This is a genomic window from Methylobacter luteus IMV-B-3098, assembly GCF_000427625.1.
GTDB classification, from domain to species: domain Bacteria; phylum Pseudomonadota; class Gammaproteobacteria; order Methylococcales; family Methylomonadaceae; genus Methylobacter; species Methylobacter luteus.
On record NZ_KE386569.1, the window covers coordinates 4500312 to 4516194 of the forward strand.

The 15883-nt window shown below is 52.1% G+C and carries 14 protein-coding genes and 1 tRNA gene; 7 read left to right on the top strand and 8 right to left on the bottom strand.

All coding sequences use genetic code 11. The features are described from left to right. Positions 1-10: 10 nt before the first annotated feature. Entirely contained in the window at positions 11-400 is a 390-nt protein-coding gene (locus METLU_RS0123300; RefSeq protein WP_027160297.1) for a DUF4398 domain-containing protein, read from the top strand. 73 nt (positions 401-473) lie between these two features. Then, on the top strand, positions 474-1259 hold the full coding sequence (locus tag METLU_RS0123305) for an OmpA family protein (protein ID WP_081679184.1): 786 nt from the start codon (positions 474-476) through the stop codon (positions 1257-1259). A 56-nt stretch (positions 1260-1315) separates the two neighbouring features. Here METLU_RS0123305 and METLU_RS0123310 read toward each other — a convergent pair whose 3' ends face one another. Next, positions 1316-3997: a bifunctional acetate--CoA ligase family protein/GNAT family N-acetyltransferase gene (locus tag METLU_RS0123310; RefSeq protein ID WP_027160299.1), complete on the bottom strand. Its 2682-nt coding sequence runs from the start codon at positions 3995-3997 to the stop codon at positions 1316-1318. 132 nt (positions 3998-4129) lie between these two features. On the opposite strand from METLU_RS0123310, the gene METLU_RS26345 reads away from it, so the two are divergent. Then, the gene (locus METLU_RS26345; RefSeq protein ID WP_231383683.1) at positions 4130-4708 is read left to right on the top strand and encodes a hypothetical protein; all 579 of its coding nucleotides are present in this window, start codon (positions 4130-4132) and stop codon (positions 4706-4708) included. A 134-nt stretch (positions 4709-4842) separates the two neighbouring features. On the opposite strand, the gene METLU_RS0123320 is transcribed toward METLU_RS26345, so the two are convergent. The 4 genes from METLU_RS0123320 to METLU_RS0123335 form a co-directional block, all read right to left on the bottom strand. Further along, positions 4843-5472 (bottom strand): TIGR04282 family arsenosugar biosynthesis glycosyltransferase, encoded by a 630-nt coding sequence (locus METLU_RS0123320; protein WP_027160300.1) that lies wholly within the window; start codon positions 5470-5472, stop codon positions 4843-4845. A gap of 4 nt (positions 5473-5476) precedes the next feature. After that, the gene (locus METLU_RS0123325; protein WP_027160301.1) at positions 5477-6268 is read right to left on the bottom strand and encodes a sterol desaturase family protein; all 792 of its coding nucleotides are present in this window, start codon (positions 6266-6268) and stop codon (positions 5477-5479) included. Beyond that, positions 6256-6945 (bottom strand): TIGR04283 family arsenosugar biosynthesis glycosyltransferase, encoded by a 690-nt coding sequence (locus tag METLU_RS0123330; RefSeq protein ID WP_027160302.1) that lies wholly within the window; start codon positions 6943-6945, stop codon positions 6256-6258. The genes METLU_RS0123325 and METLU_RS0123330 overlap by 13 nt, the downstream gene beginning before the upstream one ends. A gap of 196 nt (positions 6946-7141) precedes the next feature. Beyond that, on the bottom strand, positions 7142-10384 hold the full coding sequence (locus METLU_RS0123335) for a DEAD/DEAH box helicase (protein WP_027160303.1): 3243 nt from the start codon (positions 10382-10384) through the stop codon (positions 7142-7144). Positions 10385-10739: 355 nt separating this feature from the next. Here METLU_RS0123335 and METLU_RS28175 point away from each other — a divergent pair, with 355 nt between their 5' ends. Together METLU_RS28175 and METLU_RS26975 are read left to right on the top strand one after the other, a co-directional pair. Further along, the gene (locus tag METLU_RS28175; RefSeq protein ID WP_155920698.1) at positions 10740-10904 is read left to right on the top strand and encodes a PIN domain-containing protein; all 165 of its coding nucleotides are present in this window, start codon (positions 10740-10742) and stop codon (positions 10902-10904) included. Next, a complete protein-coding gene (locus tag METLU_RS26975) occupies positions 10901-11344 on the top strand; it encodes a PIN domain-containing protein (RefSeq protein ID WP_027160304.1) in 444 nt (147 codons plus the stop codon). The genes METLU_RS28175 and METLU_RS26975 overlap by 4 nt, the downstream gene beginning before the upstream one ends. 132 nt (positions 11345-11476) lie before the next feature. Here the strand turns inward: METLU_RS26975 and METLU_RS0123350 are convergent, their stop codons facing one another. The 3 genes from METLU_RS0123350 to METLU_RS0123365 all read right to left on the bottom strand — a co-directional run bounded on the left by METLU_RS0123350 (position 11477) and on the right by METLU_RS0123365 (position 14117). Then, entirely contained in the window at positions 11477-12178 is a 702-nt protein-coding gene (locus tag METLU_RS0123350; RefSeq protein ID WP_027160305.1) for a hypothetical protein, read from the bottom strand. Between the two features lie 296 nt (positions 12179-12474). Further along, on the bottom strand, positions 12475-13437 hold the full coding sequence (gene arsS / locus METLU_RS0123360; protein ID WP_027160306.1) for an arsenosugar biosynthesis radical SAM (seleno)protein ArsS: 963 nt from the start codon (positions 13435-13437) through the stop codon (positions 12475-12477). 5 nt (positions 13438-13442) lie between these two features. After that, on the bottom strand, positions 13443-14117 hold the full coding sequence (locus METLU_RS0123365; RefSeq protein ID WP_051300176.1) for a DUF3047 domain-containing protein: 675 nt from the start codon (positions 14115-14117) through the stop codon (positions 13443-13445). Positions 14118-14334: 217 nt separating this feature from the next. Between METLU_RS0123365 and METLU_RS0123370 the strand changes: the two genes are divergently transcribed. Next, positions 14335-14421 (top strand) — tRNA-Leu (locus METLU_RS0123370). Between the two features lie 403 nt (positions 14422-14824). Then, positions 14825-15691, top strand: a complete 867-nt coding sequence (locus tag METLU_RS0123375) for an SEL1-like repeat protein (RefSeq protein WP_231383684.1) — start codon at positions 14825-14827, stop codon at positions 15689-15691. The last annotated feature ends 192 nt before the right edge of the window (positions 15692-15883 follow it).

Here is a 15883-nt window from a genome sequence, read left to right on the forward strand (position 1 = left end):
GAGAATATTAATGACACATGAATATCAACCATTTAACCCATCCAAGCCCTTGCTACTGCTGTCTGCTATGTTCCTGCTGGGCGGTTGCGAAGGTAATCCCCCTGTCGACAAAATCTCCGCCGCGGAACATGCCTTTAATCAGGCCAATGTAGACGGCGGCGATAGGTATGCTCCGTTAGAGATGCGAATCGCCCATGAGAAACTGGATCAGGCCAGGGCGGCAATGTTCGAAGAGCATTACGAAAAAGCCGCGGCACTGGCCGATGAAGCGATGATTAGCGCCAATCTGGCTGCCGCAAAAATTGATTCTGCAACATCCACGAAGAAACTGGAAGAGTTAAAGAAAAGCATCGGCTCATTACGCCAAGAAATAGGGACTCAGCAACAGATGCAAAGATAAAATGAAGGTAAATAAACAATCAGGCGGCTGTTCTTGAGCGTTAGGTAGTTAACCTTGATTAAGGAGTAACACTATGTCAACTAAAAAGTGGAATGCGGCTTCAGTTTATTGCAAGGCAGGAATTCTAATAGGGAGTGTATTAATGCTGGCGGGGTGTGCCTCAGAGCCGCATAGGGGATTAGAGGAAGCAAGGCAGAATCTGAACCAGATCAAACAGGACCCGAAAATTGCCAGTAATGCGCCTGTGGCCTTGTACGATGCCGAGCAGGCTCTCAATAGGGCCCATGATGCCTGGGAAGATGACGACGATGAAGAATATGTTGATCATTTGGTTTACATGGCAAATCAGAATATAAAAATTGCCGAGGCAAATGCCCAGGAAAAGATAAGCCATGATGAGTTTGAAAGGTTAAGCGATAAAAGTAAGCAAATGCAACTGGACGCCAGAAAAAAAGAGCTTGAGGAGTTAAGGGCACGGCAAACCGATCGCGGCATGATGGTCACTATGGGGGATGTGCTGTTTCAGACAGGCAGGGCCGATCTCAAGCCGGGTGCGTTGCAGAACCTTTACCGGTTGGCATCCTTTTTGAAAGAAAATCCCAAGCGCAATATCATGGTTGAAGGGCATACGGACAGTGTCGGTTCAAGCCAGAGCAATCAGCTTCTGTCTGAAAGGCGTGCCCACTCCGTGGCAAACTTTCTCATTTCCAACGGCGTGGACAGTTCGCGTGTAACCGATGTCGGTTATGGCGAAGAGTATCCTGTCGACACCAACAGCACCGCAGCCGGACGTGCAAATAACCGGCGGGTGGAAGTCACTATCTTGAACGAAGGCGAACAGTCCAGGCTGAGACGTTGATGATTTGGGTGAAATCTGCGTTCCTGCGCCGGTATTATTGCCGGTGCAGGGATTGCTCATTGCCTTAAATCCTTAACCACGCGCACGACTTCATTGTCGCCGGGAATGGCTTCGATGCTGAATCCCAGTTTTCTCATCAGTGACAGCATGGGTTCATTGATTGCCAGTACCTCGCCTTCAAAAAAAGACATGCCTTTGTATTTGGCCGCCTGCATCAAGGTCTTCATGATGCGGGTGCCTATGCCCAGGCCCTGGCAGTCATCGGAGACCACCAGCGCAAATTCCACGGAGTGGCCGTCGGGATTCATCATGTAACGGCCTACTCCCAGTTCGGCGGGCATGTTGTCATGATCGGTGATAGCTACAAAGGCCATTTCACGGTCGTAATCGATCTGCGTAAAGCGCACGATCATCTCCGGTGTCAGTTCCTGCAACGATTGCATGAAGCGGAAATACTTGGTGCGCTCCGACAAGCGATGTACGAAATCCTTTTCCATGTCCGCGTCTTCGGGGCGAATAGGGCGGATGGTGATGTTCATGCCGTTGGCCAATTGATAATGCTGGGTCAATTCATGCGGATAGGGATGAATCGCCATGTGCGAGTAGGGCATGAGCTGATGAGAGACTTCGGCCTTGATACGGGCATCCACGGCCATGACGCCGTGCTCGTCGACGATCAGCGGATTGATGTCCAGCTCCAGAATTTCCGGCAGTTCGCTGACCATGATAGAGATATTCAATAACACATCAACCAGGGTTTTCATATGGGCCGGCGGCAACTGGCGGAAAGCCTGCAAGTACTTGGCCGCCTTGGTTTTGGCAATTAGATGCTCGACCATATAGGCATTGAGCGGCGGCAGCGCGACGGCGGTGTCCTGCATAATCTCCACCATGGTGCCACCTAAGCCGAAACTGATGGCGGGTCCGAATACCGGGTCTCTGACCACGCCGATCATCAGTTCGCGACCGCTGGGCGAGCGGAACATCGGCTCAACCGTCATGCCGACTTCAGCAATCTCGGCGTGTTGGCGTTTGATGGCTGATTCCATTTCGGTGAAGTTGCGGGAAACGTCCAGGGCGCTGTTGATATTCAGCCTGACGCCGCCGATATCAGATTTATGGCTGAATTCGGCCATGTTGACTTTCAATACCACCGGAAATCCCAGGGTTTCCGCGGCAATCATGGCATCCTTGGCGCTGGATACCTTCACGGTTTGCGTGACCGGAATATGGAAGGCCGCCAGTATCGCTTTCGACTCCTGCGTTGTTAAAATTTGCCGGCCTTCCGACAGCACACGCTCGATAATCAGCCGCGCGCCAGCTACATCGGGCAGCGCCAGCTCATCAGAAGGCGAAGGGATTTGCTTGAGCAGGATCTGGTTGCGGCTATAAGTCGCTAAAAACGAAAAGGCATCGACCGCGACTTCCGGCGTATTGAAGTGGGCGATCTTGCTGTTATCGAACAGGTTCCGGCCTTCCTGCACGCGCGCACCGCCCGTCCATGAAGCCAGAACAGGTTTCTGACTTGAGCTGGCGCCCTCGATAACGTACTGGGCGACCTGGGTAGGATTCGTCATGGCCTGCGGCGTCAGAATAACCAGCACGCCGTCGATGTTTTTGTCTTTCAGGCAGATATCCAGCGCCTGCTTGTAACGTTCGGGCGTGGCATCGCCGAGAATGTCGATAGGATTGGCATGCGACCAGTGCGCCGGCAATACCGCGTTCAATGCTTCCAGACTGGCCGGGTTCAGCTCGGCCATCTTTATGCCGACATCCTCGGCGCGGTCGGTGCTCATGACGCCGGGGCCGCCGGCGTTGGTAATAATCGCCAGCCGATCCTGACGGACTATGTAATTATTGGCCAATACGCGCGCGGCCGAAAACAGCTCGGCGATGCTATAAACCCGGACGACGCCTGCCCGCTCGATGGCCGCGTCAAAGACATTATCGCCGCCGACCAGCGCGCCGGTATGCGACATAGCCGCCTTGCTGCCCGCCTCATGGCGGCCGGACTTGATCAGGATAACCGGCTTCAGGCGCGCGGCGGCTTTCAGACCGCTTAAAAAGCGGCGGGCATCGCGTATGCCTTCCACATACATCAGAATGCCGGTTGTTTTGGCATCCATGGCCAGATAATCCAGCACTTCACCGAAGTCGACATCGGCGGCTGCGCCCATCGAAACGACCGTGGAAAAACCGATGCCCTGGGATTTGGCCCAGTCCAGAATGGCTGTGCAGACGGCGCCCGATTGCGACAGCAGCGCCAGGCGGCCGTCTTTGACCGTGCCGTCGCCAAAGGTTGCATTCAGATGGCTGCTGGGCCGGATGATGCCGAGGCAGTTCGGCCCTACGATGCGTATGCTGTAACGGTGTGCGATATCGAGCACTTCCTGTTGCAGTCGTCTGCCTTCAGGGCCCAGTTCACCGAAGCCCGCTGTTATGATGATGACCGAGGCGACGCCTTTCTCGCCGCATTGGCGCATGATGTCCGGCACAGAGGCGGCCGGTGTCGCAATCACGACCAGATCCAGTTCTTCGGGAACGGCGCTCAGATCCGGATAGGCTTTTAAACCCTGCATCGTTTCCCGTTTGTTGTTGACCGGATACAGCCCGCCTCTGAAGCCCGCTTCCTGCATATTGAGCAACAGGCGATAGCCGACGCTGTTCTCGCGACCGGATGCGCCCACGATAGCTACTGTCTTGGGCGTGAAAAAAGGGCTTAGATAATGAGGTCCCATGGTGGCTCCGGTGACAATATGAAAAAGAACCGAAATGTTACCATTTTGCGCTTCCAGGCCAACCAAATTTTAGTGGCAAGGGCTGAGGGCGGGCCAAAATGGTACACTGGTCTTTTTGAATGAATGATGGTTATGTTGACACGTTTGATCTCAAAGTTATTCATGGCCGCGCTGTTTGGCCTTGTTATGTCCGAGCCCGTATTCGCGCATGCCGGAGAGCATCACAGCCAGAACTGTTTTATTGACGTAGGCGATACCAGGCTTCGGGTGAGCGGCTACCAGTTTCAGCCGGGGCTGGAGAATGAGCATTTTTGTCGTGTTTTTCCTGAACTCGGGCAGATCATTATCGCGGTCGAGCCACTGGAAGAAGGGCTGGAAAACAGCCAGATCGCGCTGGAATTGCTGGAACTATCTTCATGGTCAGACTGGCTTTTAAATGCCGAAAAGGCTTTTACCGTTATCAAGCAGCAGCCCGCCAAACAGTTCGGGGCGGGGCTTGTTTCGATTCAACAAGCCATCCGTCAACGCGGCGTTCATGCCTTGAAAGTGATCATACAGGATGAGTCAGGTCATCTTCGGCATCAGTACTTTGTATTTTTAGTGGGCGTTCCGGTCAATAAAATACTGGCGGTTCTGGCCGGCTTAGTAATGCTGGGATTGGGTTTTATCTGGAGCCGGAAAATAGCGGCGGGGGGAGACAGGGCGGCTTAGGTCGCCCCACAGATAAGGTGCGTGCAGTGTAGGTGCGAATTCATTCGCACTGGATAGAGCCGGTACACGAGCGTTTGTCCCGGGTCGAATACCCTAAAGGGCACAAGTGAATTCGACCTTACAACTACGCAACATCAGTTAATCAATAGTAAGGCACGATAACGATCCAGATCTCTCACCGTATCAAGATCCCACTGCTCCCTCAATTCATAATGGCGTAGCTGCAATTGATCGATGTGGGCGCGGGTTTGCGCTAGAACCTTCGATGTGCCCCAGATCATGCCGGTAAACAATTCGGGGCAGGGCCGGTTAAGGCCGATCAAGACATAGCCACCATCTTCGGCGGGCGCCAGAACCAGATCCTGGTCCTCACGCAAGGCTTTTATGGCTTCTTCCAGATCGGATTCAGTTAATGACGGGCAATCACAGCCCATGAGCAAGGCGTGCGGATAAGCAGCCAGCGCCGATTCGAAAGCCAGATGCATGCGCTCGCCCAGACCGGTGCCCTGTTGCTGCTTCAGCTCCAGGCGATAAGCGGTCGCCGAGGCGGTGAAAAAGCCATGATCGATAGATGGCGCGCACCAGAGTTGCACGGGGCATAATCGGCTTTGCGTCGCCAGTTTCAGCGCTCTTTTGGTAAGTTGAACATGAACGTCGGCCGCTTGTTCAGCGGTCAATGCCGGCGTTAATCGGGTTTTAACCTGGCCCGGAACCGGCGCCTTGCAGAAAACCATTAATACAGTATCGGGGTATTTGTATGTCATTGAATCAACCGCGTTTTAGCGCTTTAAATGGCAACAGCAACAAGCGCGCGAAACTCAAGTCCTTTGGGCTGCGGTAGGCGTTCAGGCCAATCGGCATGGTCGTCTGGCCGTATCTGGGATCGGGCGTATAGGTATTGCAAAGCCTGTCCCACCATGAAATCGAAAAGCCGTAATTGCTGTCCGTTTCAACAGGGACAGTGGAATGATGTACACGGTGCATGTCGGGCGTAATGATCAGCCAGCGCAATTTCCTGTCGATGGCCGGCGGGATGTATACATTGCTGTGGTTGAATGTAGCCGCTCCGTTCAGAATGATCTCAAAGGCGATCACGGCTGTGGGATGGGCGCCGATCAGATAAATGCAGGCCGCCTTGTAAAGCATCGACAGCATGATTTCCAGCGGATGGAAGCGCACGGCTGTCGTGGCGTCAAATTCCAGATCGGTATGGTGGATCTGGTGCAGGCGCCAGAGCGGCGGCCATTTATGGGTAAGAATATGCTGGCAATAGAGCGCGAAATCGAGAAACAGCAGCGTGACGATGATCGACAGCCAGGTCGGCGTGCGCCACTGGTTCAGAAGGCCCCAGGAAATGTCGGCGGCATGGACCGCGCTCAGATAGGCAATGCCGCCCAGTGTCAGGCTCATGATCGTCATATTGAACAGGGCAAGTCCCAAATTGACGGACCAGCGCTGCCGCAGGCTGATGTTTAATTTTCTTCGGGGGCTAATGCGCTCCCAGCCGATCATGGTTAAAAAGATGCCGATCGATGCCGACAGGCGAATCAGGGCTTCCATAAATGTCCTCCACTGTAAAGCCGGGCCAGTGTTTGCGGATCTTCGCCGAAAAAGTAACGCAGGCGCAGGCTCCACATGAGCAGTATGGTTTTGTACAGGCCGAATTGCAACCATCGCCGGCCCGAGCTGGTCACCTTGGCTTTCAGACAGAGCGGCGGGCTGATTTTATTCAGCGCCTTGCAAATGGCGATATCCTCCATCAGGCTGATGTCGGGATAGCCGCCGACCGCCATAAACGCATCACGCGTGACAAAGATAACCTGATCGCCCGTGGCGATGCCCGTCAGTCGGGAGCGCCAGTTCATCATCCGTGCGATGACTTTGAGCATGAAATGATCGCCGCTCAAGCGGATATCAAAGCGTCCCCAGGGGGCTGGTTGGTCGATCTGCTGTCGCATCAGCGGTATGGCATTGTCAGGCAAAGTCGTGTCGGCATGCAGAAACACCAATACCTCGCCCGTCGCTTGCCTGGCGCCGGCATTCATCTGCCGGGCGCGGCCTTTTGCCGAGCTTATGACCTGGTCCGCCAGCGGTTCGGCGACAGCCGGTGTGTTATCGGTACTGCCGCCGTCGACGACAATGATTTCGCAGTCGCTGCGCAACGGCTGCAGCGCCATCAGGCAGCCCTGGGTGTTTTGGGCTTCATTCAGTGTTGGGATAATGATCGAAAACTTCATGGTAGTCGCTAATACAATGGGCCAATTGGTTCAATTGGCAATGCCGTGCCGCGCGGTTGGAACCGAAGCTATGCGCTGCCGAGCAGCGCCCGGCTATCAGGATTCTGAAAAGGTACGCGATGCGTACCCTACGGCTCGGGCATCGCACAAACGTTAGGGACGCGGTTGCAAACCCCGTTCCGCTTGAACCGGTCAATCATAAAGGTTCAAACAAGGCCGTCAGGTCCGCGGCAGTCAGTTGCAGTGATTCGTCCCCGCCGCCTTTGTAAATGCCTTCGGCCAACTGGCGCTTTTTTTCCTGCATGACGAGAATTTTTTCTTCGACCGTATTTTCCGTGATCAGTTTGTAGACGAACACGGGTTTATCCTGGCCGATCCGGTAGGCCCGGTCGGCCGCCTGCGTTTCGGCGGCCGGGTTCCACCATGGATCGTAAATGATCACGCTGTCGGCTTCGGTCAGGTTCAGGCCGACACCGCCGGCTTTCAGGCTGATCAGGAAGACGTTCACGGCGCCGCTTTTAAACTGCTCGATGGCTTCCTCGCGCTTGCGCGTCTGGCCGGTCAGTTTGCTGTAGGCAATATCGCGCGCGTTTAGTTCATCTTCAATCAGGGCGATCATGCGCGTGAATTGCGAGAATACCAGGATGCGCCGGCCTTCTTCCAGTTGCTCCGGCAGAATCTCCATCAGCAGGTCGAGCTTGGCCGACTGTTTGACTTTTTGCGCGCTTTCCAGCGGCAGCGTGCGCGGGTCGCAGCAGGTCTGGCGCAACTTCAGCAGGGCATCGAGAATCGTTATATGGCTGCGCGAAAGGCCTTTCATGGCAATCGCATCGCGGACTCTCTTCTCCATGGTCAGGCGGATGCTTTCGTACAGCGCCGCCTGTTTTTCGCCCAAGGGCACGGAACGGATGATTTCGGTCTTGGGCGGCAGTTCGGTCGCGACCTCCTGCTTGCTGCGGCGCAGCATGAATGGCGCGATGCGCTGCGTCAGTCGCACGCGTTGCTGGTTGTCGCCGTGGACTTCAATCGGCGTGCGGTACAGTTTTTTAAAGGTGATGTTGTTGCCCAGAAAACCCGGCATCAGGAAATCGAATTGAGCCCAGAGTTCGCCCAGATGGTTTTCCATCGGCGTGCCGGTCAGGCACAGACGGTATTGGGCCTTGATCTGGCGGACTACGCGGGCGGCCTTGGCCTGGGGATTTTTGATGACCTGGGCCTCGTCCAGAATCAGGTAGTAATAGTCCTGCTCGAGCAATGTTTGTTCATCGCGGGGCAGCAGCGGATATGTGGTCAGGACCAGGTCGTAATGGCTGATCTCGTCGAAATGTTGTTTGCGGTCGGTGCCCTGTAAGGTCAACATTTTCAGGTCGGGCGTGAAGCGTTCGGCTTCGCGCCGCCAGTTGCCCATCAGGCTGGTCGGCGCGATGATCAGGCAGGGCGCGGTCATGCGGCCGCTCTGTTTTTCCATCAGCAGATGGGCGAGCGCCTGTATGGTTTTGCCAAGTCCCATGTCGTCGGCCAGAATGCCGGCAAACCGGTATTCGCGCAGGAATTGCAGCCAGCTAAGCCCGTGCCGCTGGTAATTGCGCAATTCCGCCTTCAGGCCGGCGGGCACGGCGACTTCCTCGATGCCGGCAAAGTTTTTCAGTTTCTGGGCCAGTTCGCGTAGCGCTTCGCCGCCGCTCAGCCTGAACAGGCCGTAATTGTGCGCTTCCATGTCGGCAAGGCTGGCGGCATTGAAGCGCGACAGCCGGAGAGCGCCGTCGTTGGCCAGCGAGCCGTTGCTGTTGAACAGTTCGATCAGGATGGTCAGGAACGGCTTGATTTTGTCGGTCGGCAAGGTCAGGTAACGATGATCGCCGATATGCAGGTTGAGCCGGTCGGGCAGGTTGTCCAGATCGTAATATTCCAGAATCGGCATGATCAGCGGCAGCAAAGGCAACGACTGGCCGTCTATGTCGACGTTAAAGCGCATTTCAAACCAGTCGTAAGGACTTTCGCTGATCTCGACATCCCAGGTTTGGGCGGCCTGAAAGTTAAGCCGGAAGCTTTCATCCGTGTCGATGAGCCAGCCTTCCTGCTCGAGTTCCGGCAATACATTGAGCAGGAAGTCGCCCCAATGGGCCGCGTTGTCCAGCGGGGACTGGGCACTGCTGAAGAATACCCGTTCTCGCGAATGGGCGCTGCCGGCACCGGCAAATCCCAGTTCAGCCAGTCGATCTACGGCCAGTTGTTCGGCTTCCGTATCGCGCTGGATGCGCAGGAACCCCTGATTTGTCTTTACTACGCTGTAGGGTTCCTGAGCCAATGCCGGCAGCGCCCATTCGCCGTAAACGAACTCCAGGGCCATGAAGTGCACGTAATGGTCATCGATGGGCTGGCCCTGCAATAACAAACGGGGCACAGGCTCAAGATCATGAAGCTGGATCAGTTCGATTTTTTTCGGCGCCGGCAGCGGCAGTCCGGGGTGTTCAATGATCAGGCGCTCGCTGAATGTCTCGACGTGCTCGGGTGGAATCAGCGGGGCCGATAAAACCTTTCTGAGCTGATCGGTGCTCAGATTGTGCGTATCAACCATGCCGGTAGTACCCAGCCCGGTGTCCAGATAATAGGGCGGATCGGTCAAGATCAACAGTGCTTCAGGCTCGACGGAAACATCCAATCGGTAAGCGCCGTCTTTCTGCCGCTGCCAGTCCAGGCGTAATTCCCGCGCATCGGCCGCTTTCAGAGGCGATGACCGCTCAAAGTCCCGCCAGTAAAGACGCCCTGTCTGCACCAGCTTCGACAAAGCAACCGAGCCGGCGGCGCCCCTGATCGACGGTTCGCCGACAGTATAGGAATTGCTCAGTGCTAACAGCAATGAGGTGATTTCTACGTCCTCCGGCTGAATGGAAGGCATGTGCGCGTAGCTGTAGCGCAGATTGTTCAGCGTGGTTTTTCTGCCTTTGCTCAGGCCGCCGGATTTTTTTTCTTTCGTGAGGTGAAATTCCACCGTGAATTCATGGATCTGCCTGCCGGGCTTCAGCACATAAGCGATGAATTCCTGGTAGGTGTCGCGTTGGGGCGCCGGCGCGTCAAGGCTGGCAAGCCAGTCCAGACAGCTCGAGTCCGGGGCCGGAGAAATCGCCTGAATCGAGTCCTGATACTGCAGGCAAACCGCCGCCACATGTTTGCAGTTAAAGCCGACCGGACAGGAGCAGTCGCCTTCTATCGTCGCGGCGCTGTAATCAGGGCGCCAGACTATGCGGATATTCTGGTTGTACGGAGTCTTTACGCTGCCTTTGACCGATGAATTGATCTGTACGAAAAGAGCTCCTTCGCTGCCGACAGTCAGCTTAACCACCTGGCCTTTCGCATAGTAATCGCGCCCGCGTTCATAAGAACTCAGGCTGCATGCGTGGCGTATAGTGGAAAGGGGCAGTTGTTTAGGGTTGTTCATGAATCATGGCCCATTGAATGGCGGGCGGAAGAATAATACGGAAAAGCTGTGCACTATAGGGAAGGCGAGGGGGGTGTGCAAGTTTGTTTTTTGTTTGGGCTTGTGGATTCGGGATGATTGGTTGAGGAATTGACTTCTCCTGCTTTGTATAGGTGAAAAGGATGGTTATTGCCAATTCGTCTCGCGTAAAACCTAGAAATCGCATTGGATGTTACTCAACTTGAAAAACTAGGATTAAGAGATATTCTTATCAATTGAGATGGAGAAAATATAAAATATCAAAATTTAAATAATAATTTATTAATGCTTTTACATAAAGCTATTATGAATAGAAGAAGAATAATAAGGAATATAAATGCATAAGGAAGCATGGGCTTTTATTGATTATGAAAACGGTGCAACTCTTGATGGCATTGAGCTGATGACATTTTCTAAAGTTTATGTATTTATCGGTGCGAGACAGAATAAAATTAACTTAGGTGATGAAAAAATTGAATTATTATCTGAATTCATTTTTTGAAATTAAAAGCTACCTCACCTGATAATCTAGATTTTCATATAAGTTATTATTTAGGTAAGTTTGATGCTCTAGCTGATAGTGATGTCAAATTTGTAGTAGTTTCTAATGATACTGGCTTTGATCCTTTAATAATGCACCTTAACGAAAATGGAAGGTTTTGTGAGAGACAAAAATTTAAAGCAAAGGCACCTGTAGTTAACCAATTAAGTCCAATCAAAAAAGATCTTCCTTTATCCGATGAGCGGCAATTAAAGCTAGTTAAGAGATTAAAAAGCACGGAAGATTCCAAAAGACCAAAAACAGAAAAAGCATTGAAAGGTTTTGTAAAGTCTCACCTTGGTCTAAATAGTGATAATGTAGGTGTTCAACGTGAATTTAGTAAGTTAATTAAATCGAATATTGTGAAAGTTGAAGGCAAAAACATTAAATATCAGTTGTAAAGGCGATAATAAAACATATCAACCTATTCCTGAAAAGCGTCCAACTCATAACTTGATAAAATAAATCCTGATATAGAGCCGCAGGATGCGCTGAGGAGCCAAGCGCATCGTTTTGGTGAATCTTATACCTATTCACATCGACGACTTTTTCCGCTTCTTAGGCAGCCATGACTTGCCGCTTGACCACCAAGGGCTTGACGGATGGCACAGTCGGAAGTAATTCGAGGCTTTTATGGCATCGGATATGGCTTCATCGACCGGATCTCTGACCGACGCGGTGCAACTGTTGATCACGACGGTTTTGGTGTCTTTCATGTAGTCGCGAAGTCGTTTGACGAAATAACGCTTGCCGATGACCGGATTGTCCCAGCATTTCATAAAGACTTCGGTACGGTATTTTTGCGGCGGTTTGCCCAGCGAGCATTGATGCTGGATCGCATTCATCAGGATCAGGTCGAACGACTGCTGTGCGGGAAAGTCCTGAACGTTGAGGTTTTTGGTCGCGTAGGCCAGAAAGTAGCGGATGTTTTCGCCGGTGACGCCGTTGGCAGGGCCAATAGGGGCTTTGGTCAGCTTGTTGAATTCATCCTTGTGCGGGCTTTCCAGAACAATGATGAGCCGCGGGCCGGTTGACTGGTCCAGGTGCTCGGGCAAATCGAGCCTTTGCGTGAAATGGCTTTCATTTTGTTGTCCCTCATACTTGAAGCCCTGTTCAGGTCCCTGATAAATGGCCGTGCCTACATATTGATCAGGACACGGTAAGGTGGCAACGGTTTTATAATCATAGATGATGGTGCTGATTATCCGTTTGAATTCTTCTTCATGGTCGTTCATGTTGCCTCCTTAAATGGATGATGGGCCTTTGCACAGCCCGCAAAGTCGACTTATTTTGTTTTCAACTCCAGATTAGACAATAAAAAACGATAAGAAACTGATGTTGCGCAGTTAGTTCTGTAGGGCATGCATTTATGCCCCGGATGAGGGCCGCATGCCGTTTCCAAAATTTGCCGATTCTGAAAAGGTACGCGATGCGTACCTTACGGCCATTTCCGCCGAATATCGACAAAGAGCACAAGAGCTGCAATGCCAGGGGCAAACGGATAAAACACCCGTGGGTAATATCAGTTGATTTAGCCCAATGCGCCGGCGCAGCTGCTGCCTTGTCCCGCCGTGCAGCCGTAGCAATGCTGGCGCACGGTAATGGGCGAGCCGGTCAGGGCGCCGCGCTTCAAATCGCTCAGACGGGTTTTGCCGTCCGGGCTTGCGCCTAGCGGCAGTTGCAGCATCTGGTTGAAGTCGCAGTCGTAGACATAGCCTTGCCAGTCTACGCTCAAGGTATTGCGGCACATGACGCTGTCCAGGTTTTCCGGGCGGTAGTTGTCTTTTAACAGTTGCATATAGCTGTTAAACTGGCCTTTTCTGGACAGTGAGCTGGCAAAGCGCTGAATGGGCATATTGGTCAAGGCGAGCAGTTTGTTGAAGACAATGCCGTAGTTTTCACTGAGGTGTTTTTTATAGGCCTGTTCCAGCGGCTGCTGTTCAGGCGGCAGGCTGACGCCTTGCGGATTAAAGACCAGATTAAGCTGAAGGCCGCTGTCCGGTATTCCGTAACCGAAACGGTTCAGTTTTTTCAGTGCCGCCAGGCTGGACATGAACGTGCCTTTGCCGCGCTGCTTGTCGACATTGTCCTGAAGATAGCAGGGCAGCGAGGCGGTGATGACGACCTGGTTGTCGGCAAGAAACAAGGTCAGATCTTCAAAGCCGTATTCCTGCAGGATGACCAGATTGCAGCGGTCGATCACGGTGACGTTCATGCCCCGCGCCCGCTTGACCAGATATTTGAAGTGCGGATTCATCTCCGGCGCGCCGCCGGTTAAATCGAGCGTATGTATGTTTTCTCTTTCAATAAAGTCCAGAACCTGATCCATGGTGGCTTGATCCATCGCTTCGGTGCGTTTGGGCCCGGCGTTGACATGGCAGTGCGTGCAACTCAGGTTGCACCGGTAGCCCAGATTAACTTGCAGTATTTCCAGCGTACTTCTGCTAATGGCAGGGAAGTCGGTCGGTTCCTGGTGCTGTGAGGTATTGTGCATGGTGTTCATTCTTTGCTGAAATAAATATCGCCGTAATAGGCCGTCGCTTTGCCCTGGGCATTGTCGGTATCGGTCATGATGGCGACGGCATCAATATATTGAATGTCTTCGCCGAACTGTTGTTTCAGGTCGGCAAGGATGTTGCGTTTTTCGGTATGCCAGACGCCTGTCTGGTCGCCGGCCGATCTGAGTGCGATCATGATGGCCCGGTCGCCGGCAAACGCATTGGGCCAGATTCTACCTTTAGGTGATGTGCTTGCCCAGACATAATTGAGGGCTCGGGTGCGCCAGAACGCCAATCCGCCGCTGACCACGACATAAACGCGGGCGGCATAGTCGTCGCCGGATTTTTCCTGCTCATTGATATTGCCGAGACGGTTTTCGATGCGCCAGCGCCAGTTCATGTGCGGCGTTTTCCGGAGATCGACGCGCTGTTCCTTGAGCAGCCCCGAGGCGCTGTCGTTGCTGACCGCTTGCAATGCCTTCGTCCCTTCAAGATCGACAATCCGATACTCGGTTTGGCCTTTGAATGCCTTGCTTTGCCATTGCGCCAGTGAGCCGGCGGAAAAGTGGCCGATCATGAGCTTCTCATGATCTTGCGCGGACGCAAGGGATGAGAATAGCAGGAACAGGCACGCTGAAAATTTACCTGTGCCGTAAGCGTTTTGCAGTATGTTCATAAATCATTTGATGTTGCATGTTGATAATTGTGTCGTTCCGGATCAAAAAAACTTACAGTTGCATGAGAAATATTGCTTTCGCCATGGTTATTTTCGTAAGACGTCGGCGCCGCCGGCAATATCATTAAAAAATTGAACTTTTGATAAAAAATTTTAATACAGAGCTAGTTTATTTTTTTTGTTGCTATATAATACGCGCTTCACAAACGTTATCGATGCCTCGGTGGCGAAATTGGTAGACGCAAGGGACTTAAAATCCCTCGGTGGTAACACCGTGCCGGTTCGACTCCGGCCCGAGGCACCATAATCAAATCAAGGGCTTACAGTGTTCTGTACAGCTCTTTTTTTATGTCCGACAATTATGCGATTAGTTTTGAATGAATGAATGTGATTTTTTCGTTTAATTCATGCCTGATAATCAGATTTTGTTTGGCTTCAGGTTAAATATATTCTCGCAAATTCCGGATATACCCTGAAAAATACACTCAGGGAGTTTGTTAGATGCGATTTGCCTGACCCTAATTCGTTAACTGGAATTAATGATGAATAGTCAGACATAAAGCATGATGAGGTTGGTAAAGATGCTTTTTACCGGATATCCGCGCATCATTATAATAAATATCGATTAACAGTCTTGCCAATCCAATAGGTAGAAATCCACTGATGCTTTTTAGATTCACTGTGATGTTTAAACAATGAGAAAAACATTGCTAGTATTGCTTTTGGCGCAATTCTCCATCAATGCCTGGGGAGAATGTTATGACGAAAACAAGGATGATCGGACAAATTTCATCGCCTGCAAGAAAGAGGCGGAGCAAGGCAACGGTGACGCACAGTTTAATGTCGGCATCATGTATGACAATGGGCAGGGCACGGATCAGGATTTCGTTCAGGCCTTCAAATGGTACACCAAAGCCGCGGAACAAAATAATGCCAGCGCGCAGTTCAATTTAGGGCTGCTGTACGCCGAAGGTCACGGTACAGATCAGGATTACGGTCAGGCGGTCAAGTGGTATACCAAAGCCGCGGAACACAACCTTGCCGAGGCGCAGTTGAATTTGGGCACACTGTATGCCAATGGGCAAGGCACGCCGCAAGATTACGCGCAGGCCTATAACTGGTATGTCAAATCAGCCGAACAGGGCAATGCCGGCGCGCAATTCAATTTGGGCAACATGTATGCCAATGGGCAGGGCACTCCCCGGAATTACTCCCAGGCTATCGAATGGTATCTGAAAGCGGCCGAACAAGGGAATAGTGGCGCGCAGTTCAATTTAGGCACCATGTATGGCAATGGACAAGGCACGATGCAAAATTATGCACAGGCCGTCATGTGGTATATGAAAGCGGTGGAGCAAGGGAATGTTGATGCGATGTTTAATCTGGGCAATATGTATTTCAGTGGCGAAGGTGTCCCGCAAGATTATGTCAAAGCCCATATGTTTTTCAATATCGCCGGCGCCAACGGTGATGAGCCGGCGCAAAGAAACCGGGATATCGTGGCTGAGAAAATGACGCCCGCACAAATCAGTGAAGCCCAGAGGTTGGCGTCGGAATGGATGAGGGAACATTAAGAGTTTGGGTTACAGCCCAATTTTTTGTTTCTTTTTTGATATAATTTGGGACAATCCTTTAGGCAAGAGCAGGCTGATGAGTTTCCCAAGTTATATAAATCTAGCTGACTTAGTGATTGTTAAGTTGACTACGAATCTTCAAGTATCATGGCAGTAAAACAGATAAACTCCCGTTTCCCTTTTATGGTAGTT